The organism is Paenibacillus sp. FSL R5-0475, assembly GCF_038004585.1.
Taxonomy (GTDB): Bacteria; Bacillota; Bacilli; order Paenibacillales; family Paenibacillaceae; genus Paenibacillus_AQ.
In genome coordinates, this window is sequence record NZ_JBBORK010000001.1 from 1,398,358 (window position 1) to 1,420,117 (window position 21,760).

Below are 21,760 nucleotides of genomic sequence, written 5' to 3' on the forward strand. Positions count from 1 at the left end.
GCTCAATTAGAAACTACATCTGTTGTTGAATTAGGGAGGGGGTCTTCTGGTGAAATAAATTCGTGAATGATTTGACGGAAGTATTCATGATTATCGTAGCTATTGTACATACGCCAGGCCATTGTTTCTGAATTCCCAAAAAATAACCGCTCAAATTGGGTTTGGCGGCCACCGAATGCACCCGCTCCCAGTTCCCATGCGACCCGGAATAAGGCATTTCGGTACCAAGCATCCGAGACATTACCCTTCAAATACTGATGGAGGTATGAACCGGCACTTGAACTGAAGTCCGATTCAGAGATGATCATGATAAGCCCGCTTGAACTGAGATTTTGAACCATTTCAACCATCTTCGGATAAAACTCTGAAAAGTGAATGGTTGAAGCTAGAAGGGGGCCTTTATCAGGAACAAGAAATCCAAATTTATCGTGGGATGCTCCTACTTCAGAAGCGAGTCTTAACGCTTTGAATGTTTCTAGAAACGTCAGTATTCTTGAAATCGGCAGAATGGTGAAGGACTCGAGCTCAGCATTTTGTTCTTCTGCCAAAGATTCTAGCACACCGAGAAAGAACTCAGTCTTAGCAATATAGCGGGTGATGATTTGGTGACCCATATGGGTATGAAAGTGACTCTCACCGAACAATCGGGCACAGTAGATCTCATCTCCGTAATAAAATATTCGATCATGTGGGATGAGTACGCGGTCAAATATAACAAGCGTATCCATTTCTTCATATCTAGAACTTAAGGGATGGTCGTAAGTAGATGTGGCTGAGTAACTTTCACGGCAAAAAAAAGTCATCCCAGGCAGATCATTAGGTACTGCAAAGGCAAATGCGAAGGGATTATCATCATCTACAAGGGATGGTGAAGGCGTAGGGAATACTAGCATTTCATCGCATGTAGCCCCTTGTGTTGCCATCATAAAAGCACCGGTCACAACCATCCCTTTGTCCTTGATTTCTACGACTTTAGCAGCGATAGAATCCTCTGTGGCATCAACTTGACCGGATATTTTACTTGCTTGAGGCTGGATGAATGCATGGGATAAAGTTATGTCATGATCTCGGCAGTAGGCATAGTATTTCCTGAGGTTCTCAGCATATTTCGGATGAAGGTCCTCAAGGATATCGGCAGCAGTAAACAGGGACATGATTGCCGTATTCATATAATCTGGGGAGCGTCCTAAAAAACCGTGATGTCTGTTTGACCAGAGTTCAATCATTTTTCTTCGACGTTCTAAATCATCAACACTTTTGGGTGGGAGAAAAGATAGACCAACAAGCTCTCCAGTATCAGGCGAAGGGTAGGTCATCTGCGCTAAATAACGTTCGTCACACTGCATGTTGTACAATTCGGCTTGTGTTTGTATGAGGCCTTGAAATGCAGGATGTTTGGATAATGGTCCTTCGATACGCGTCCCTTTGTACCAAATATTGATATTTTGCTGATCGATTCGTTCGATGTATTGATTACCATTTTTAATAGGCACACATTCCACCTCTTTGGAGAGTTGTATTAATATTTTTAATGTACGTAATCATAATTCTTCTTGTACATTGTCCATACACCGGGTCAGTGAAGGGGCCAACCTTAATTTAAACTATAAAAAGAGGATATTCACAATTATCTCCCCAAATATAGTGTTCTGCACTAACCCCACATCTGCATTCATTGTTAATAGTGATTCATATTGTTACTTATGGTTGACATAAACGAGACTTACTTGTATATTTTTTACATTGGATTACAAGTGTAGTCATTCAGTAGAAAGAAAGGCGGATAGGATTATGTCTACGGAAATTCCAAAAATCTCGGATGCCGAGTGGGAAGTAATGAAGGTGCTGTGGACTGGAGCCCCGCGCACGGCAGGAGAGATTGTTGAAGCTCTGGAGGGCAGCCGGGACTGGAACCCAAAAACGGTGCGGACGCTGATTAAGCGTCTGACGGAGAAAGGGGCTATCGGTTACAACCAGACAGGAAGAGTGTATTCATATTACCCACTGGTGCGGGAAGAGGAATGCGTCCAATCGGAGACACAATCTTTTCTGAAGCGGATCTACGGTGGAACGCTGCGCCCGATGTTAGTCAACTTTTTACAGAATGAGAAGCTGTCCCGAGAAGATATTGAAGAATTGAAGAGAATTTTGGATGAGCGAAAGGACTGAGTCGCTTGCTGGAAGCTGCATACAATCTGTTCGTTAAGATATTGTCACTATCCGCTATGGCGAGCGTGCTGGCTTTGCTGATCCTGGCAACCCGTTTCTTGTTCAAGAATCGATTGAAACCGACCTGGACGTATCTTCTGTGGATACCGCTGATCGTAAGGTTAGCCGTCCCTTGGACACCGGAAAGTGCGTTCAGCATTTTTAATTTGTTTCCGCTGGAAACAGAATCAGCTCAGACTTTCTATATTCCTTCTGCGCAGCCGGATGTAGGTCCTGTGTCCGGGATGAACATTCAAGAGGTGGACTCGACCAAGGTCGCTGAAATAACAGGAACAGGAACTTCAAAGCAAGCCGAGAGACCAGATAGTATGACACCGGTGACTCCGGAAATCTACGATCCATTTGAGACATCCAATACAGGCTGGACGCCGATGCATTTGCTGGTTCTGATCTGGCTAAGCGGAGCAGTGGTAATGATAAGTCTGTCGGTTCGTGAGCAGCTGCGATTCACGGCACGGGTTCGACGGGAACCGGAGATCCGTTCCGCAGATATCCTGTGGTTGTTCGAAACGTGTCAACGAGAGATGAAGGTAAGGCGCCCAGTGAAGCTGGTAGAGACGAAGCAGATTGCCGTGCCCACACTGCTTGGTGTTATGCGCCCCAAGCTGCTGCTGCCGACATCCATGTTGCACACGCTGGAGGCAAACGAACTGCGTCATATATTTCTGCATGAGCTGGCGCATGTGAAACGTCGTGATATTTCGCTGAATCTGCTGACAGGACTGCTGCTGGCCCTGCATTGGCTCAATCCGTTGCTTTGGTATGCCGTTAGCCAAATGAAACGGGATCAAGAGGTCGCCTGTGATGCGCTGGCTTTAAAGCATCTTGCATCGGGGCACCACAAAGACTACGCACGGACTCTTCTTAAACTATTAGAAACATTGACCGATCCAATCCGAGTGGCTGGTGCAGCCGGCATTTCAAGCAGCAAGAAGGAAATGAAAAGAAGGATAACCATGATCACCAGGCATAAAAAAATCACAGCACAAAACACGGTGTTGGGGTTAACAGTAATTATGGTCTTAAGTGGCTGTACCTTGACTGGGGCAAAGCTGAGTTCTACGTCAGCCCCGGAGAAGAGTGTTGTTATCCCGTCAGCTTCTCAGACTAAAGATTCAACTGCAATCGATCCCAAAGGAACCCTATTAGCGGAGAAGAACGGAATTACTGTAACTGCAAAGCCCACGGCTGAGCATGCACTTTTGCATGAAGTCACGGTAGATGTGCGCGGTGAGGTTAACAGAACGTTTTTGTGGAATGCCGGTGAAGATGAAACGCGGCCTCCTTCCATTGAAGAAGCTGATCTTAACGGGGATGGTACTAAAGAAATCTTTATTCGTATTACTACCGGCACTGGAACAGGGCTCTCAATGAGTGAGATTCATGTGCTCCAGCCTGTCACTCTGGAAGAGCTTGTGGTAGAGGACCCGGTCAAGACGCTAAATCGGAGGGTGAAATCCTCCATTACACACCGGAATAACCACACTTACGTATCCGCTGAACTAGACGGAAAGCATTTGACTAAAGTGTATGATTACACTGAGGGGGCTTGGGGCGAGAAGATTGGATTTGGCGCCGTAGTTTCGTATGAGCTTGATGGGGACCGTATTGTAGCTCGTTTGGCAGGTGCAGCATCCATCTCTGAGTTTCCGCTTGAAGTTATTGTCGTTTACGGCAAGGAATTGACCATTGAGAGTGTACAGATGTACTATGGGTCGTTTATTTCTCCTCCGCTCAGTGAACAGGATATTAAGTCCTTGCTGGAAAAAAAGCTTCCAGCTAGCGGCTGGACTTTTGGTAAAAAAGGCGATCAATACACGATTAATTTTATGGATCCACCGAATGGCGTAGGGGAAGGCCTTAGCTATAAAATTAATCCTCTTACCGGAACGGTTCATGATACAACTTCTGGCAGTCCAGTGAGAAGCCTTGTGAATCGAGAAGCGATAGATCTGTGGAACATATCTAACGGTACGGAATACAAGAAGGAGCTGTATAAGTTACTTCAGCCAATCTTTGATACAGAAGGCTTCGAGCCAATAGATGAGGATTGGATTTCCGGCTTTATTGGAGATGGTTATTTGTTCAGTAATGTTAGGCAAGGCGGCAGGGAGTTCACGATAAAAGTGGATGTCTTCACTGGTCAATGGGAAGAAATTGCTGACCCGTATAAATAGTTTTGTCGATGTCGAAGAACCTCGTAACAATAAAGAAAGCCCGTGCCCAGCGCGGGCTTTCTTTATTGTTACTGACTTAAAGCAAATGCTTTCCACTCATACCAAATCCAGTCCCTACTGCTGTCGTATTTATTTTCAGCAATCCGCTTTTCCTCCTATTTACAATTCCACTACTCGGTGTTACTATATAGTGGTACTAAGCAATACAGAGTAGCATTGGAGGATTTAAATGGATAACCTAACAGAAATGCTGAAAGGAGTTTTGGAAGGCTGTGTACTTGAAATCATCAGCCGGAAAGAAACCTATGGGTATGAAATCGTAAAAACGCTAAATGCGCTCGGTTTCGAAGATGTTGTTGAAGGTACGGTCTACACCATCTTGATACGGTTAGAAAAAAATAAACTCGTCGATATAGAGAAAAAACCGTCCGAAATAGGACCACCAAGGAAATTTTATAGTTTAAATGAAGAGGGATGGCGGGAACTGTCCATGTTTTGGGAGAAATGGGGATATGTTTCGTCAAGACTTACCCAACTGAAGGAGGATAGCCGTGTATAAGAACATGCTCGCTAAATTTAAAGATTTACGTGAACAAAAAAAGGCTTATAAAGAGTGCGTAAAACGTTCAAAAGCGCTCCCGAACGATTACCGAGAAGTTTACAATATCGCATCGCGCTACATGCTGAATTTCTCAACTAACGATTCTAGCGTCATCAACCTGTTTCCCGAAATGCTTGACATGTTTGAGATGGGAGCTGCTGAAGGTCGAGATGTTCTGGAGATCGTAGGGAATGACGTAATGGCGTTCTGTGACGGGCTGCTCGAGGACGTTTCCGCTCAGACTTGGACAGGGAAAATGCGAGCCAAAATGAACGAGTCCATTCACAAAAAACTTGGAAGATAGGGGGGATTAGGATGACATCGAACAATTGGGCGATTGAAGTAATAGGCCTCAAAAAATCATATAAGAACGTGGAAGTGTTGCGGGGGGTGGACTTCACTGTTCAGAAGGGTTCAACTTTTGCTCTTCTAGGGTCCAACGGTGCGGGTAAAACCACTATGATCAAAATTCTTGCCACCCTGCTCCAGCCCGACAACGGAAGCGCAAAGATTAATGGAGCCGACGTAACTAAGCAACCAGAGCAAGTACGTAAGGAGATCAGCCTGACAGGACAAAGCGTCACCGCTGACTATATCCTGACCGGACGCGAGAATCTGCGAATGATGGCCAAACTCCGCCATTTGCCCGATCCTGACAAACAAGCCGAGGAGTTATTACGTCGTTTTGACTTGCTCGATGCCGCCGATCGCCGAATCTCCACGTACTCCGGAGGGATGTGTCGGCGCTTGGATTTGGCCATGAGCTTATTGGGTAACCCTTCGGTCATTTTTCTCGATGAGCCGACCACCGGACTTGACCCGCAAGCGCGTCTTGCTATGTGGGATATGATCAAGGATTTAGCGAGATCAGGTGTCACTGTTTTTTTAACTACGCAGTATTTAGAGGAAGCTGACCATCTAGCCGATCAAATCGCGATCTTACATGAAGGTCATATCGTGGCAAGCGGCAGTCCCGCGGAGCTAAAAAATAGATTGCCTAAGGGTCATATCGAGCTTCGATTCGACAATGAAACAACGCTAAATCAAGCACAAGATCTGTTGAAGGAATTTAACGCGACTGCAGATTCGAACAATCTCACGCTCTCAGTCATTACAGACGGAAGTACGAGACAGATGATGCGACTGCTAACGAAAGCAGCGGAAGCTGACATAGAAATTGCCGAGTTTGCGCAGAAACTGCCCTCGCTTGAGGATGTTTTTCTCGCGATCGTCACTAGCAAAAAGGAGGACTCCCGATGAAATTCATTCATTTTCTAGGCGATACCGCCGTCATGAGTGGGCGTGTCATTCGCCATTCCACACGTAGCATCGACACGATTATTACCGTCATCGCCATGCCGATCATGATCATGCTGCTCTTTGTTTACATCTTTGGTGGAGCGATGAACACCGGTGATGTAAGCTATATCAATTATATTGTGCCCGGAATATTGCTCTTTTGCATTGCTAGTGGCGTGGCTTATTCTTCTCTTCGTATCAATAACGATCTCACGAAAGGCATATTCGAGCGTTTCCACTCCATGCCGATCGCAAAAGCCTCTATTCTAGGCGGTCATGTGGTTGCTTCATTAGTTTTTAACGTCATTTCCTTGCTTGCCATTTTCCTTGTTGCCTTCGGAATGGGATTTCGGCCGAAAGCAGATGTGCTCGGCTGGGTATTAGCCATTGGAATTTTGTTGCTTAGCGTACTTGCGTTTACTTGGATTGCCGTCACCTTCGGCTTGCTTGCTAAATCATTTGAAGGAGCAGGAGTATTTTCTTACATTTTGATGTTACTTTTATTCGTTAGTTCTGCCTTTGCGCCGACCGACAGCATGCCTTCGGCTATACGCGTATTCGCAGAATATCAGCCCATGACACCGCTTATCGAGAGTATTCGTTCTCTTTTACTCGGAGGAACGGCAGATAAAACTACGCTTGTGGCGGTATTATGGAGTTTAGCAATACTTGCGTTTTTCTGGGCTTCCGCAATGCGAGTGTATAAACGGAGAATGAAATAGACGTAAAAAAGAGCCGGTGGCTTCTCGAAAGAGGGGGATACCGGCTCTTTGTGTGCACAGGCTAATTTTAAGATGCTGGCTGAATGGTGGGGTGAATATTTCTGTGCTATTCTAGAAATGTGATTTATATAAAATTTTTGTACATAGAATTAGAAGTACCGGATTTGGTAATTAATTTTAATAGGCGAATGGGGAATGAATGATACTTTTTAAAAATGGGGGAGTAAGTTATAGTGATACCAAACGAAGCACAAAACAAAAAACATTGGAAACGGGATATAATTATCTTTCTAAGTAGTCAAACATTTTCGTTATTCGGTTCTGCTTTAGTTCAATATGCTATTATGTGGTACGTTACGCTTACAACAAAATCAGGTATGATGATGACATTATTTATTATTTGTGGATTCATTCCTACCTTTTTATTATCACCGTTTGCAGGTGTATGGGCGGACCGTTTCAACCGGAAATATCTTATTATGATAGCAGATGCCATGATTGCCTTTGTTACACTGATTTTAGCCATTACATTTTTGCTTGGTTATGATGAGATATGGTTGTTGTTCGCCATTGCTGCAGTTCGTGCGCTCGGAGCTGGGGTTCAATCACCTGCGGTTGGGGCAATATTACCTCAAATTGTACCAGAGGATAAGCTGACGAAAGTAAATGGGATTAACGGAAGTCTTCAAGCACTAATGATGTTTGTTGCACCTATCGTTAGCGCGTCATTGCTTTCATTGGCAACAATTGAGGTCATTTTCTTTATCGATGTTATCACAGCGGCGATAGCGATCTTTACATTATCTTTCTTTTTGAAAATACCGTTGCATAAAAAAGCGACTGATAAACAAACGACAAGCTATTTGGACGATTTTAAACAGGGTTTAAGCTATATTAAAACCCACAGCTTTCTCAAAACTTTTTTCGTTTTTTTCGCCTTTTTCTTCGTATTGATGGCACCGGCTGCATTTTTAACACCGCTACAAGTGACACGCAGCTTCGGAGATGATTATTGGCGATTAACAGCCATTGAAATTGCTTTTTCTATCGGTATGATGGCTGGCGGAGCAATTATTGCTTCATGGGGCGGCTTTCGAAACAAAGTATATACGATGACTTTTGCTAGCTTAATTATGGGTGTATGTACGTTCGCTTTGGGTATTGTACCTGTTTTTTGGATCTACTTGGTTATGATGGCTATTTTCGGCGTAGCTATGCCCGTCTTTAATACACCGACAACCGTAATGCTACAAGAGAAGGTAGATCCGGATTACTTGGGACGCATATTCGGAGTCTTCGGTATGATATCGACTTCCATGATGCCAATCGGAATGCTGATATTCGGTCCGCTCGCGGATGTAATTGAGATTGAATGGCTCCTTGTTGGAACAGGGGTGTTAACTGTAATACTGTCCGTTTTCTTCATTCGAAACAAACGTTTAGTTGAAGCTGGGATGCCTTTAATACAGGAAGCATCACAAGAGTAGAATTTTACTAGAAGTGAGAACTTGAAACCCTTGTGTAGATAAAAAAAGAAGCTCTCCTAAAGTTCGATTGAACTTTATGGAAAGCTTTTCTTAATTAGAAAAAAGGAGACCGACAATGACTTATTCACAGATGTGGAACAACGCAGGAAATGAAGCTGAAATTCTCTATTTGGAACAGCAGATTATGGCCATCAAAAAAGAAATAAAACGAGCAAAAACCGCAGAACAACAGGAGATATTGGATCAAGCGAATCGCAAGCTGGCTGAATTGGAAGCGAAGCTGGATGAGCTAGAGGAGTAGGGGCTAACCGCCCCATCGTTGCATCAATATTTTGACAGTTTGAATATCGGCCTCGCAACCGTGCGAAGCCAATAAGCAAATACGGTCGTTCCGGTCCATGAGGTTCGCTTACTCTGTAGGTATTGATCGTTGATAATATAAGTCCGGGTGGAAGCAGGGCTTTTCAGACCGAACTTTTCCCACTCTGCCGGATCATTTGAACCTCCGAGCTTTTCAAGCATATTTTGTAACGCGACATTTATTTTAGAAGGAATTTGCTCGTAGGCTTCAGTGATTTGCGCATGAAATTCATCGATTGGATTGCGGCTGGCAAGGCTCTCTAAGTGAATGCCTTCACGAAGGTAAGAAACGTATGCAAGATGGTCAGCCCAGAATTCGTCGATATAAAAAAGCCGTACCCGCTGCTCCGCTGGGCTCAGCGGCTGCTCGCCTTTCAAAATTCGCAGCCGCTCCGCGTATAGAATTCGCCTCTGATCCTCCACCATATCCGAATAACAGTTCAGTTCCTTGTGGATATCGAAGTTTTGGCCCATAACAATCCGCTGAATACTTGTGATCTTGCTGCTGAGCCCCGACTCTTCAAGAGCCTCATCCTGCCTGGGAGCGCGAACAGCTTTATGGATGCCGAAGCGAAGCAGTAACTCGTCCTCCAAGCTTACATGAAAAACGGAAGCTCCCGGGTCGCCTTGGCGTCCGGAACGCCCGCGCAACTGATCGTCGATCCGCACGCTTTCGTTCACATGGGTGGCAATTACGTACAACCCGCCTAGCTTGGCGATTACCTCCGCTTGCGCGGGGTCGACGCCGCCGAGCCGGATGTCGACCCCGCGTCCCGCCATATTTGTAGACACCGTCACTGCACCGGTTTCTCCCGCTTTGGCGATGATGTTTGCCTCTTCCGCATCGTTTTTCGCATTTAGAACATGGCAAGGTACGCCAGCAACCGCTAGTGCCTCTGCCAGTATGGCAGACTCTTCGACGCTTGACGTACCAATGAGAATTGGACGTCCCGTCCTATGGACGGATGAGATTTCTTGTACGAGTGCCATAAGTTTGGCTTCTTTATGGGTATAAATCCGGTGCAGATGGTCGATCCGGATGTTTGGCCGGTTCGGCGGAATTTGCAGCACCTGCAGCGCATAAATATCTTCGAAGTCCATTGCGGATGCATGAGCGGTAGCCGTCATTCCGCAAATCTGCGGATACAGGCTGATGAAGTGTTGAATGGTGATCGTCCCGAGAATTTTCCCGCCGGCTATGGAGTACAGCCCTTCTTTTGCCGTAAGCGCGGCTTGAAGCCCGTCCGGCAAATACCGGTTCTCCGCCACTCGGCCGGTATATTCTTCGATCAGCTCGATTTTTCCGTCCCGGACGATGTAATCGACGTCTTTCTTTAATAACGATTCTGCATGCAACGCGCAATTTAATGATGTCAGCAAGTGACTGTTATGGCTATCGTACAAATTGCCGCATCCCAGCAGCGATTCCGCTTGCGCAGCGCCTGTTTCATTTAAGTAAACGTTCCGCTGGAACTCGTCGAAGTCGTAATGCTCATCTCGCTTGAGCTGCCGAGCTACTTCTGCGAAACGAAAGCCGTCGCTCCTGGAAGAGGGAGAATCACCGCTGATGACTAGCGGCACCCGAGCTTCGTCGAGAAGCAGCGAATCCGCTTCGTCGACGATGACGTAGTGGAAAGGACGATGCACGGTATCGGCTTCGTTGAGTGCAATTGTGTCGCGCAAGTAATCGAATCCCGCTTCTTTGGCCGTAACATAGGTTATATCCTTGGCGTATGCTTCCTGTTTCTCGGACAGGCTCATGCCCGCTTGAACCGAGTTTACCGTTAATCCGAGAAAACGATAGATCGGGCCCATCCATTCCGCATCCCGTTTGGCTAAATAATCGTTAAAAGTCAGCACATGAATGCCTTTGCCAGTCAGTGCATTTAGATATGCAGGCATAACAGCAGAAAGTGTTTTTCCTTCACCGGTATGCTGCTCGATCAAGAATCTCTCGTGCAGAGCGATGGCAGCCATGATCTGGACATCGTAAGGATTTAATCCAAGCTTTCTCTTCGCTGCCTCGCATACTAACGCATAAGCAGCGATAAGCAGCTCATCCAAAGGTGTACCTGATTTTGCTTCTTTTTGTAGCCGGAGGGATTCCGCTAGAAGCTTCCCATCGTCCCATGCTTCCAAATTCCGTTTTCTGATGAGCTGCACTTTGTCCTGATAAACTTTCAGCTTATTCTGGGTATCGCGGTCTTTGAATTTTTGCATCAATTTGACAGCTATATTCATAGAAATCTGATCTCCCCTCGGTAGAAATACGCTTAGTTTTGAACAATATTTGCGCTGATCAGTCGGTTAACAAGTTCCTGGATTCAATCTACCAAAATATTCTATTAAATGCAATTTGGACAAAGGATAGAGACTATTAAAGCGTAGATGCTTCTAGGTACACTACAACTATCATCTTCGACTTCTTGTTTGCAGATTGTTTGCAAAAGAACCCAAAAAGGACTGAACAGGGATCTTACTCATCACCTAGTTCAGTCCACAAACCACTTATCCAAATGCCTCGCAATTCTTACTCTTATTCAGTAGCCTCCTTAACTTTTTCAAGAACTGGTTATACCGATTTGAAATACAATTTCCCCTTTGTTCATCCTTAGTATCCCTATTTAGCAGCTTCTGCTTCTTCATAGATGAGGCACCGAAGAGTCTGATCTGGGTAGCGTAACTCTGCAGTATAACTGCTGCCGTCTTCGAGCAACATTTTGACCGCTACCATACCGCGCTTATTATTTACGTCAGTGTCTGTAAGGGAAGCCGTGGCGATTCTCCGGGTTTCTCCTTGTCTGTCTGTAACTATTTTTGTAGCCTCGTTAATCCAGGTTGCATCCTTTTGGATAGCGATGGCAGCTTCAGCATTGATTGGGGTTCTTGTGAGTGAAAAATTAGCTGCGGTCGTATCTACTACCGTGCGGGTGGAGGGATCAATAATTACGGTATATTGCCAAAATTCCTTACCTTGTCCTCTTAAGGTGTTGGTTTTATAAGGGGTGAATATTACCATCCAGGTCTTTTTCTTTGATAGCATGGATTCTCCTTGGCTTGCTTTTACTTCAAGCTTGGAGACGTCAGCTCCGAATATTTTTCGCACACTTGAAGCGGCCATGGCAACGGCGTCGGTCTGGCTCAAATTCCCTGTTTCTGGAGGGGTTACAATATTCCGCTTGGACAAGGCATAGGCCTCCCGGTAGAACCAGTCAATATATTGTAACAGTTCCTCGTCAGTCAATGTCCGATTCGGATACTTGAGCGTGTTTTTCTCCAAGTCAAAATAAAACTCCGCTTGTCCCGATTTTAACGGGAACAGCTGCTTGGGACGAAGGCCGTCATACACATACTGGTCTTCCAATATCAGCCTCCGGTTTATTTCATCCTCGGTCATCTCCCTTCCGATGGTGATAATTTCGTTATTGGGCTTGTCCGCAAAATCATAAATTTGCTGCATTTCTTCTTGGGTCATCAGCTGCTCTAGATCTCTGTTCACAGTAGATACCGGAGCTTCTGCTTCTACTTTTAGTACGGGTGCCTTGCTGCTGTTCAAGGTTAGATTGCCCGAGTCTTGTACTGCAGAAATGCTCTTGGCGGCGGTGGTGTTCACAAATCCTGGGACAATCATTGCGCTCACCGCCAGCACGCTTCCAGAGAACAAGAGTACAGCGAGTGTAGCGGAAATCTTGTTGTTCTTCATTTAACTTAACCTCCATTGGGATCGGATGATGATGAATCTTCCTAACCTTAATCCAAAGATGTTATAGAGTAGGAGGGCAGTTGTTATAGAGTTGTAAAAAGAGTCTGATGCTAGTTCCCTCGCCGAGGACAGAGTTTAAGGACAGTCTGGCCTTATGCGCTTCAGCAATTTGCCGACATAAGGATAATCCTAGGCCAGCGCCGCCATATTCACGTGAACGAGCCTGGTCTCCCCGATAGAAAGGTTCAAACACACGTTTAGCCATCTCTGCGGTGATTCCGGTTCCCGTATCACGGATTTCTAGCACGGCTTCTCCATCCAGCTCATAGGCCAGCATGTGGATTTCGCTGCCTTGCTTGGAGGCATGAATCGCATTCTCAACCAGATTTACCAATAATGAAGCTAGTAAATCGGGATCTCCCCAGACATTTGAAATCGTATGTTGGACATGAAATCTTATGCCAGCATCCGTCAATTTTGGGTGCTCCGTCTGTTGGACAGCTTGAAATAGTTCCGAAATATCCACCTGCTGAAGTGCCAACGGCTGATGCCGGAGGACAGACAAATCCAGCAGCTTGAAGGCCAGATTCTTGAGACGAAGGGTTTCACTAAGAATATAGCCGCCTGCAGTTTGCTGTTCTTCCTGTCCAATATTGGCCGTGGTCAGAAACTCGGCGAACCCCTGCATGCTGGTCAAAGGCGTGCGCAACTCGTGGGCCAAATTATCCACCATCCTTTGTTTCTCTTCAGCCATGTCCGAGAGTTCGGTAACCCTCTGTTCCACGGCCTCCGCCATCCGGTTGAAGTTCAAGGCCAGTTCGCCAAATTCATCTTTGCTGCGCAGCTGCACCCGTTTCGTATAGTCGCCTTCGGCGATCGTTTTGCTGGTCTCTGACAGGAGCTTTAGCGGCTTGCTTAGATGCCGGATTAGAAGATAAAGAAGTAACAGCAGAACGGGTCCCACGATCCAGTTAATCATTACAAAAAAGCGGTTCAGTTCCTGTTGCTTGTTGAAGAGCTCACTGATATCACGCTGATAGACAAGCAGCAAATGCTGGTAAGGAGCAGGAAGCTGAGTGGAGAGCTGAATAGAGCGTTCGTCTGAGGATACAGGCTGATCGCCTTTTCCTAAATTAGATTTCCCGAATTGTCCTTTTTGGGGAGGGTAAATCATTCGGTCGTTCTCCCATAGCTGTAAATAGATTCCCTGCTTACGGTAGTAATCTCCATAGGACTCAGAGACGCTGGCCAGTAGAATAGGGGTCAATGCCGTTCCCCGTGCTTGAATAGAATTAAGGTTCTCATAAATATTGTTGGCGATTAACAATTGCTCACTGGATGCTCTCTGCATTTCACTGTCCATGTTTAGCTGCCAGCTTTTTTTCATCACCATAATGACACTTACATCCAGAGCAGCAATAAAGAGAGCAAGTACCGACAGCAGAATCTTATGCCAGAATCTCATGATTAGCTCTGAACTTCCAGGCGGTAGCCTAGCTTGAAAATGGTTTTGATCCGTTCTTCCCAGCCCAGCTTTTTACGTAGCTGCCGGATGTGAACATCCACGGTGCGGGTGTCGCCCTCAAAATCATAGCCCCACGCCAATTCCAGCAGCTTTTCCCTCGACAATGCAATATTCCGGTTACGAATTAACACCTCAAGCAGCTCGAATTCTCTAACGGTCAAATCAACCGGTGTCTGATCTACTAAAACTTGCCGTTCCAGGTAACGCACCTCAACATTATCGCAAATGAAGCTGGAAGTGCCTTTTTCACCCCTGCGCAGGACTACATTGATTCTTGCCAGTAATTCAAGAATTTCAAAGGGTTTAATGATATAATCATCCGCGCCCAGCTCGAAGCCTTTAATGCGGTCAGCCAAAGAATTCTTGGCGGTGATCAAAATCACTGGAACCTGCAAATGTGCAATCCGCTGCATCACCTCAAAACCATCCAATTCCGGAAGCATAACATCCAGCAGAATCAAATCAGTCTTTTCACGCTCCAGAATTTCGAAAACCTCCGGTCCACGGTAAGCCTTGCTATATGTATGTCCAACCAGCTTGAGATTCATTGTAATTAAATCATTAATCGCTCGTTCATCTTCTACTACCAATATATTTGCCATTTCGTATTTCTCCTCCTGGTACCTTGCTCACTAAGTGCCACTTTCGTTATACACTATATACAACTAGAGGAAGGATTGTCCAGAAGGTTGATAGTTTCATCAGGCGATAATACCTAATAGAATAGAAAATTATGTGCTGAACTGTTACCTTAACAGTACAAACTTTTGTATTGGTCTTCCATCTATCATGAAAATATTTACAAATATAAATTGTTGATATCGAATACATCTGAGAAACTCCAGAGTGAGGTATACGGGCCACCTCCAGCACCGCCAGCACATACTGGCAGTCGTGACGCACAGGAGTTAGCTCTGTACTCTAATTTATACTTGGCACAGAAAAGGTTAACGTCATATAGCGATATCCTCCGGTTGCTGGATTATACGAACGTCTGGATTTTAGAGCGTTTGCTTCGGAGGCCGGCAGCGAATTGATTGTACGTAAAAAGCTGCCCAAACTTCCTGGGCAGCCTCTCATATTCTTACGCGTACGTCTTCTGAGATCAAGCCGTTTGCGCCTCATGTTTGCGAGCTGTTACAGTGTCTTCTTTTTCCGTGGACCCGTTGTCCTGACGCTTAACTGCTTCCTCGTCTCGTACCCCATTCAGTTCATGTTCGTTCTGATGAAATTCCTTGAGTATATTCTGGTAAATATGAGCCTCTTGAAGGTTCAGTCCGTCGCGATTTTCTTTCAAAACCCAGTTCTCGACCGTTTTCTTCAAGATTTCGCTCTTCCGTTCCAGCAGTTCCGTATAACTCAATTTACTTCATCCTTTCCGGTTCATGGTTTCAAACGCCGGATGGACTTTCTTTACTTGTCATTTCGTGCGTTTAACATCACATCCGACGTAACGTTTACCATTATACAGAAAATCCTGGTCGAACCCAACGCGGACCAACCGTCCTCAGATAGGGTGAGCACTACTTAGAATGGAACGGGAGTCCTCAGCGGACCGTTTCGCAGAAGTGCGGCCGGATACTCCGGTATGCTGACAGTTGCTTCTCTTTCATATAATCGTTTAACCAGATATCAAGCACGCGCTTTTAACTTTAATCTTCCTCAAGAACGATCGTAATCCCCATACAAAACCCAATCACTCTAACTTACTACATACCGTTGTATATTCGTATATCCGGCCTTCTCCAGCGATATTACCCCGGGCGGGCAGTTGATTGAAATGGAAAGTAAACCCAAAAATAGAAAAGAAAAAATATGCCATGTGAAAATATATTAATAGTGAAAATATTAAAAGAAAAGAGGAGTTTATTTTGAATGATCCTGCCAATTTCCTATTGTGCATTCTAATGATAATGTGGCACACTATGTATAGATAAAACCAAACGAGGCAAAGAATGCCCCGTCTCCTTTCCTTTTGGAATAGAGGCGGGGTTTTGTATGATTAAAAACATATTTCGTTGCAGAGCGAGGGGATAGGTAATGGGTTTCGAGAGGGAGCATAATGAATGGTTATGTAATCATCTTAAACAAAGGAAGGGAGAGCGGCTCGATGCACTTAAACGCGGTCATGGTTACGGAAACCGCTTGTTTGTCGAGCGGGTGTGGTGGCCTCTAGCCGGACATTTTCACGGATTACACCCAGAATATGAAGTTAAGGACTGGCGCGGCAGATCCTATTTTGTGGATATTTTGTGGGAGATCGGAGCCTCGCGTATTGCATTTGAGATCATGGACTATGGCTCACATGGAACGGATCGTAGCAAATACCGGATGGACTTGAACCGCGGGCTTTTTCTACAGTCTCAAGACTGCACGGTGCTCTATATCTCACTGGATGAGTTAAAAGAAAATCCATCCTTCATTCTCTCCGCGCTGCGGAACATTCTCTTTTCTTATTTGTTAGCAGAAAAGTCTGCGAAGACAACCGCTGAGAGAGCCTATTCCAGAATCGAGCGCGATCTGATGCGGGCAGCCATCCGGCACCATCGAGTCCTTCGCCCGGCTGATGCCGCGAGAGAACTGGAATTGCACACGATGACGATCATTAAATACTGCCGTCAGCTGGTGGATAAAGGTAAATTTCGCCCGGTAGCAAGAGGTTCATCTCAGCGGATCATTTACTATGAATATATTGGTACGCTACAAAGTCCAGATTTGGTTTGAAGATGAAGTCCGTCGTGAGAATGTGAATGAAAAATCGAATACAATGTGCCGTCGGTAGGCTGAACGAGCCAAATGTATGCGAAAAATCGAATACAATGTGCCGACGGTAGGTAAACGAGCCAAATGTATGCGAAAAACCGAACACAATGTGCCGACGGTAGGTAAACGAGGCAAATGTATGCGAAAAATCGATTACAATGTGCCACCGGCAAGCTGAATGAGTTAAATGTATGCGAAAAATCGAACACAATGTGCCGACGGTAGGTAAACGAAGAAAATGTATGCGGAAAACCGAATACAATGTGCCACTGCCAAGTTGAACGAGCCAAATGTATGCGAAAAACCGCATACATGTGCCAACGGTACCATAAACGAGCCAAATGTATGCGAAAAATCGAATACAATGTGCCAACGGTAGGTAAACGAGGCAAATGTATGCGAAAAACCGAACATAATGTGCCAACGGTAGGTAAACGAGCCAAATGTATTCGAAAAATCGAATACAATGTGCCACGGGCAAGCTAAACGAGGCAAATGTATGCGAAAAATCGATTACAATGTGTCTACGGTAGGTAAACGAGCCAAATGTATGCGAAAAACCGAACACAATGTGCCACGGGCAAGCTGAACGAGGCAAATGTATGCGAAAAACCGAACACATTGTGCCGACGGTAGGTAAACAAGCCAAATGTATGCGAAAAATCGCATACATGTGCCACCGGTACCATAAACGAGCCAAATGTATGCGAAAAATCGAACACGATATTTTTCCAGTCTGGTAAATCGGGCCTCTGATTTCCAGGGAATCACAAGAATCCGCGCCGCAGGTTCTTTATTCTATTCTTCTCCTATCGCCACCGGATTCTCCTCATAAGAAATCCAATCACTCCAACTACCCGCATACAATTTCACATTCCTATACCCAGCTTTTCCGAGCGCGAGCACATTCGGGCAAGCACTTACACCTGAACCACAGTACACGATAATCTCTTGCTCAGGATCAATTTCCTCATAATGCTCTTTCAGCACCTCAGTTGATTTCCAGCGTCCTTGCTCATCCAGCACTTCTTTCCAGAACTTATTGATTGCCCCAGGAATATGACCTGCCTTCGGATCAATCGATTCTTCCAGCCCTTCATAGCGACGGGACTCGCGGGAATCAATCAATAGTGCGCCACCGTCGTTAACTACATTTTGCACATCTTCCATGCTAACAAGCATCTTCTTCTGAACATCTGCTTCATACTGGCTAGGAATCCTAACCGCTTGATGATCACTGACGGGGAAGGATGCTTTTTTCCAAGCAGAGTAGCCTTCATCCATTACAAACACACGTTCATGTCCCAAATATTTAAGCATCCACCACAGACGGGAAGCGTAGGCACCACCTTGATCATCATAAGCAACGACAATACTATCTCTGTTAATGCCAACCTTGCTAAGAACGGTGGTTAGCTTCGAGATCTCAGGCAGTGGGTGGCGTCCACCGTGTGCGCTTACTGGAGCGGAGAGTTGTTCTTCTAGATGAAAATAGATTGCGCCGGGAATATGATCTTCCGTATAGGCTTTACGCCCAGCTTCCGGATCCGTAAGTAAAAAACGGCAATCGACTATAACAAGTTCAGGTTCGTATAACCGAGCAAGCAGCCATCGGGTAGAAACGATTGGTTCCATAAGGATACCTTCTTTCTATTAATATGTATGGAGTCATTATAGCGGAAAATAAATGAGGACGCACCTTAAGCTTATAGCTTAAACTGCGTCCTCAAGTAATTAGATCAAACGATATCCTGAAGGCAAGCTACCAGTGCGCTGTATGGCGCGAACCTGTGCCGGAGTCAGCCGCTGATTGCTTGAAATGAGCGATTCGACATCTCCTCTACGGAGAAAGTCATCTAGTTCGCGAATGCTGCGGTTACCACGCAGAATTACGAAATTGTCACGGAAGCGAGAACGATCGAACAACACAAGCGTAGCGTTCGGATTCGTGGAGAAAAAGCGTAAGCTTTCTATTCCAGTAAGGACTGCATCAATATCTGCAATGCCTAGGTTGCCGCGATAGGTTCTGCGGAGCCCACGAAAGTTCTCCTCACTATATACTCTTAATCTGGGATAGATTACGGACGCTGCTTTTATGGTTACCATATTTCATCTCTCCTTGTGGATTGACTTAGCAGGTAAATCTAATAACTATTTGACCTCAGAAGATCACTTGGGAAAAAGGAGTAACCTGGGCTCTAGCACCAGATTGCTCCTTTCTTGTTGAATGGAAATGTTAGATCAGGCGATATCCCGCAGGCAAAGTGCCGCTGCTGCGGATATTGCGAATCTGTTCGAGAGTTAATCTTTGATTAGTTGAAATAATCGATTCCACATCATTACCGGAAATGAAATCGTCCAAATCACGGATGCTGCGGTTTCCACGGAGTACGCGGAAGTTCCCTCTAAACCTAGTTCTTGTGAACAGTACCAGTGTTGCGTTGCTGCTGGTAGAGAAGAAACGAAGACTCTCAATACCATCGAGGATGTTGTCCGTATTACGAATGCCTAGGTTGCCAGTATAGATTCTACTGTTACCCCTAAAGTTTTCTTCATCGTAAACAGTTAAGCGTGGATAAGTCTGGGATACATGAACTTCTTTTTTCATTTGTCATTCCTCCTTTGTCATTCCTCCTTTGTAATCTAATCTATGTTCATTTCAATTTTTGGTTTGGCAGATAGTCTAATAGAAAGCCCTTATTTTGCGTAATCCATAATTTCGGGCTTTACATTAATAATATATTAGTGTACTATTCAACTATAACACCGACACATTAAAACAAACTCATCAATAATACAAAAGATGGCAGGGAGGATTACCATGAAGCAGGGAAGTGATGAACGCATGCAGGATTCAATCGTGCTGCAAATGAATGGGGTAAGCAAGATCATTAAAGGGAAATCCATTGTGGATAAGTTGACATTTGATATCCGTAAGGGAGAAATTGTTGGGCTATTGGGACCCAATGGTGCAGGGAAGACAACAACGATCCGGATGATGACGGGTCTTATACGGATGAGTGAAGGCGATGTGATCGTTCAAGGTCACAGTGTTAAGAGTGATTTTAATAAAGCTATTGGACATATTGGAGCGATTATTGAAAATCCAGAGTTCTATCCGTATATGACAGGGCTTGATAATCTAAAGCAATACCAGAGAATGACAGATAATATTGAGGCTGGAAGAATTGATGAGGTTGTGGAATTGGTAGGACTTCAGGAAGCGATGAATAAGAAAGTGAAGGCCTATTCGCTTGGTATGCGTCAACGTCTTGGGATTGCTCAGGCGTTACTGAACCGACCAAAGTTATTGATTCTAGATGAACCTACGAACGGTCTTGACCCAGCAGGCATACGAGAAATGCGTGATTATATGCGTAGGATTGCTGAGGTTGAAGGGATTTCTATTCTAATATCCAGCCACTTACTGACTGAAATTGAACAAATTTGTCACCGGGCCATCGTGATTCAGAACGGCAAATTAGTGACCGTTACAGCGATTGGTGGGGAGCAGGAGACAGCTGCAGATGTGAAACTAACCATTCGTGTAGGCTCAGTAGAATCAGCAATTAACATCTTGGAAGGTCTAGAATACGCAGAGCTATTGTCTATGGATAGTGCTCGTTCTGAGGTGACAATAAATCTGCATGACAGTAAAGTGCCGGAACTAGTGTCGACTTTCAGTAATAAAGGGGTAGGTATTTACCGGATTGCAGAGAATAAACAAAGCTTAGAGGAAGATTTCTTGAAATGGACAGGAGGAAACCGAATTGCGTAGCTTTAATAATTTGGTTGTTAATGAATGGCTCAAGCTCTCGAAGAAACGTACGTTTTTTGTACCTTACCTGATATTAATTCTAATATCCATGCTATTAGGTTATATTGTTCATTCTGCCTCACCTGATATGTTTGGATCAGCTTATGACTTTTCAGCAATGATGATGCTTTCACAAGGGATTGGGCAAGTGATTACCATTCTCGCAATCATCGGAACAGCGGGTATTGTCTCAAAAGAGTATAGTCAGGGCACCATCAAATTCCTTCTAATCCGTGCGAGAAGTCGTACAGCAATACTTGCGTCCAAATATGCTGTTGTGTTGATTTACGCGTTCTCAGTGGCAGTTGTCGGCATGGTGGCGGTTTTTTCATCAGGAGCTTTATGGTTTGGTTTGAGTGGTGGTGAGGCTGGTATTCGTGAGATGTTAACCAGTATAATGTATAACTCAGTTAGTACAGTTGTATATACAACACTTGCTTTTATGATCGGGATTTTGACAACATCTACGGGTGTTACAATTGGTGCTACAATGTTTATGCTGATGATAGATAAATTGGTTATTTTTCGTGAATTTTATAAATATGTATTATTCCCCAACCTAAATTTAGCTGCTTATGAAGGTGGAGGAGCACCTATGCCTGGAATGACGCTGACCTTTTCCATAGTAATGCTAGTTTTATACACAGCTGTCTTTCTACTCATAGGCTTCTCCGTCTTTAGACGAAGGGATGTTGCTTAATCATGACAATCGAATTCGATAACAACCTGCCGATTTATATTCAGATCATGAATTACATCAAAGGAGAAATCGTCACAGGTAAGTTAAAACCAGGAGATAAAATTCTCTCGGTACGAGAGCTTGCCAATGAACTGCAGATTAATCCGAATACAGTACAAAGAACCTTTCAGGAACTGGAGCGTGAAGAAATCGTGGAGACCCGGCGTGGAATGGGAAGATACGTCACTAGTAATGAAGGTACTATTTTAACCATCAAAAAAGAAATGGCAAAAGATGTACTAGATCGTTTCATTCGTGGCATGCAGGACCTTGGTTTTCAAGGTGAAGATATTTTAGCGGCAGTAGCAGAGAGTATCCGAAACAAGGATGGAGAATAG

General features: G+C 44.8%; 22 protein-coding genes. 13 read left to right on the forward strand and 9 right to left on the reverse strand.

All coding sequences use genetic code 11. From position 1 onward, the window contains the following. Positions 1-2 precede the first annotated feature (2 nt). A complete protein-coding gene (locus MKX41_RS06075; protein WP_042187635.1) occupies positions 3-1,493 on the reverse strand; it encodes a 4-hydroxyphenylacetate 3-hydroxylase family protein in 1,491 nt (496 codons plus the stop codon). 298 nt (positions 1,494-1,791) lie between these two features. On the opposite strand from MKX41_RS06075, the gene MKX41_RS06080 reads away from it, so the two are divergent. The 8 genes from MKX41_RS06080 (at position 1,792) to MKX41_RS06115 (ending at position 8,816) form a co-directional block, all read left to right on the forward strand. Continuing rightward, positions 1,792-2,169: a BlaI/MecI/CopY family transcriptional regulator gene (locus tag MKX41_RS06080; protein ID WP_042187637.1), complete on the forward strand. Its 378-nt coding sequence runs from the start codon at positions 1,792-1,794 to the stop codon at positions 2,167-2,169. 5 nt (positions 2,170-2,174) lie between these two features. Continuing rightward, positions 2,175-4,406, forward strand: coding sequence for a M56 family metallopeptidase (locus MKX41_RS06085; protein ID WP_340969109.1), 2,232 nt, complete (start codon positions 2,175-2,177; stop codon positions 4,404-4,406). 229 nt (positions 4,407-4,635) lie between these two features. Beyond that, on the forward strand, positions 4,636-4,965 hold the full coding sequence (locus MKX41_RS06090) for a PadR family transcriptional regulator (protein ID WP_042187640.1): 330 nt from the start codon (positions 4,636-4,638) through the stop codon (positions 4,963-4,965). Next, positions 4,958-5,311, forward strand: coding sequence for a DUF1048 domain-containing protein (locus MKX41_RS06095; protein WP_052404266.1), 354 nt, complete (start codon positions 4,958-4,960; stop codon positions 5,309-5,311). Before MKX41_RS06090 ends, MKX41_RS06095 begins: the two co-directional genes overlap by 8 nt. Before the next feature lie 11 nt (positions 5,312-5,322). Beyond that, a complete protein-coding gene (locus tag MKX41_RS06100) occupies positions 5,323-6,267 on the forward strand; it encodes a daunorubicin resistance protein DrrA family ABC transporter ATP-binding protein (RefSeq protein WP_042187642.1) in 945 nt (314 codons plus the stop codon). Then, entirely contained in the window at positions 6,264-7,028 is a 765-nt protein-coding gene (locus tag MKX41_RS06105) for an ABC transporter permease (RefSeq protein ID WP_042187644.1), read from the forward strand. Before MKX41_RS06100 ends, MKX41_RS06105 begins: the two co-directional genes overlap by 4 nt. Before the next feature lie 233 nt (positions 7,029-7,261). Continuing rightward, complete coding sequence (locus MKX41_RS06110; RefSeq protein ID WP_340969113.1) at positions 7,262-8,515, forward strand: MFS transporter; 1,254 nt, start codon at positions 7,262-7,264, stop codon at positions 8,513-8,515. Positions 8,516-8,630: 115 nt separating this feature from the next. Further along, a complete protein-coding gene (locus tag MKX41_RS06115) occupies positions 8,631-8,816 on the forward strand; it encodes a hypothetical protein (RefSeq protein WP_042187647.1) in 186 nt (61 codons plus the stop codon). A gap of 23 nt (positions 8,817-8,839) precedes the next feature. Here MKX41_RS06115 and MKX41_RS06120 read toward each other — a convergent pair whose 3' ends face one another. The 5 genes from MKX41_RS06120 to MKX41_RS06140 all read right to left on the reverse strand — a co-directional run bounded on the left by MKX41_RS06120 (position 8,840) and on the right by MKX41_RS06140 (position 15,466). Then, positions 8,840-11,116, reverse strand: a complete 2,277-nt coding sequence (locus MKX41_RS06120) for a preprotein translocase subunit SecA (protein ID WP_340969115.1) — start codon at positions 11,114-11,116, stop codon at positions 8,840-8,842. 379 nt (positions 11,117-11,495) lie between these two features. Then, a complete protein-coding gene (locus MKX41_RS06125) occupies positions 11,496-12,578 on the reverse strand; it encodes a hypothetical protein (protein WP_076282796.1) in 1,083 nt (360 codons plus the stop codon). Between the two features lie 61 nt (positions 12,579-12,639). Further along, positions 12,640-14,043, reverse strand: coding sequence for a sensor histidine kinase (locus MKX41_RS06130; RefSeq protein ID WP_340969117.1), 1,404 nt, complete (start codon positions 14,041-14,043; stop codon positions 12,640-12,642). Between the two features lie 2 nt (positions 14,044-14,045). Next, entirely contained in the window at positions 14,046-14,705 is a 660-nt protein-coding gene (locus MKX41_RS06135) for a response regulator transcription factor (protein WP_149644295.1), read from the reverse strand. Positions 14,706-15,208: 503 nt separating this feature from the next. After that, positions 15,209-15,466, reverse strand: coding sequence for a hypothetical protein (locus MKX41_RS06140; RefSeq protein ID WP_042187657.1), 258 nt, complete (start codon positions 15,464-15,466; stop codon positions 15,209-15,211). Between the two features lie 677 nt (positions 15,467-16,143). Between MKX41_RS06140 and MKX41_RS06145 the strand changes: the two genes are divergently transcribed. Both MKX41_RS06145 and MKX41_RS06150 read left to right on the forward strand, forming a co-directional pair. Beyond that, the gene (locus MKX41_RS06145) at positions 16,144-16,827 is read left to right on the forward strand and encodes a hypothetical protein (RefSeq protein WP_340969121.1); all 684 of its coding nucleotides are present in this window, start codon (positions 16,144-16,146) and stop codon (positions 16,825-16,827) included. A gap of 76 nt (positions 16,828-16,903) precedes the next feature. Then, positions 16,904-17,044: a hypothetical protein gene (locus MKX41_RS06150; RefSeq protein ID WP_340969123.1), complete on the forward strand. Its 141-nt coding sequence runs from the start codon at positions 16,904-16,906 to the stop codon at positions 17,042-17,044. A 620-nt stretch (positions 17,045-17,664) separates the two neighbouring features. Here MKX41_RS06150 and MKX41_RS06155 read toward each other — a convergent pair. From MKX41_RS06155 to MKX41_RS06165, 3 genes are all read right to left on the reverse strand, one after another. Continuing rightward, positions 17,665-18,501 carry a sulfurtransferase gene (locus tag MKX41_RS06155; RefSeq protein ID WP_340969125.1) on the reverse strand — a complete coding sequence of 279 codons (837 nt, stop codon included), beginning with the start codon at positions 18,499-18,501 and terminating at the stop codon, positions 17,665-17,667. A gap of 99 nt (positions 18,502-18,600) precedes the next feature. Next, a complete protein-coding gene (locus tag MKX41_RS06160; RefSeq protein ID WP_076282790.1) occupies positions 18,601-18,972 on the reverse strand; it encodes a hypothetical protein in 372 nt (123 codons plus the stop codon). Positions 18,973-19,102: 130 nt separating this feature from the next. Then, positions 19,103-19,474 carry a hypothetical protein gene (locus MKX41_RS06165; RefSeq protein WP_076282789.1) on the reverse strand — a complete coding sequence of 124 codons (372 nt, stop codon included), beginning with the start codon at positions 19,472-19,474 and terminating at the stop codon, positions 19,103-19,105. A gap of 213 nt (positions 19,475-19,687) precedes the next feature. On the opposite strand from MKX41_RS06165, the gene MKX41_RS06170 reads away from it, so the two are divergent. The 3 genes from MKX41_RS06170 to MKX41_RS06180 are packed head-to-tail and all read left to right on the forward strand — an operon-like array spanning position 19,688 to position 21,760. Beyond that, complete coding sequence (locus MKX41_RS06170) at positions 19,688-20,644, forward strand: ABC transporter ATP-binding protein (RefSeq protein ID WP_340969128.1); 957 nt, start codon at positions 19,688-19,690, stop codon at positions 20,642-20,644. After that, positions 20,637-21,383, forward strand: coding sequence for an ABC transporter permease (locus MKX41_RS06175; RefSeq protein WP_340969130.1), 747 nt, complete (start codon positions 20,637-20,639; stop codon positions 21,381-21,383). Before MKX41_RS06170 ends, MKX41_RS06175 begins: the two co-directional genes overlap by 8 nt. Positions 21,384-21,385: 2 nt before the next feature. After that, positions 21,386-21,760: a GntR family transcriptional regulator gene (locus MKX41_RS06180; protein WP_042187671.1), complete on the forward strand. Its 375-nt coding sequence runs from the start codon at positions 21,386-21,388 to the stop codon at positions 21,758-21,760.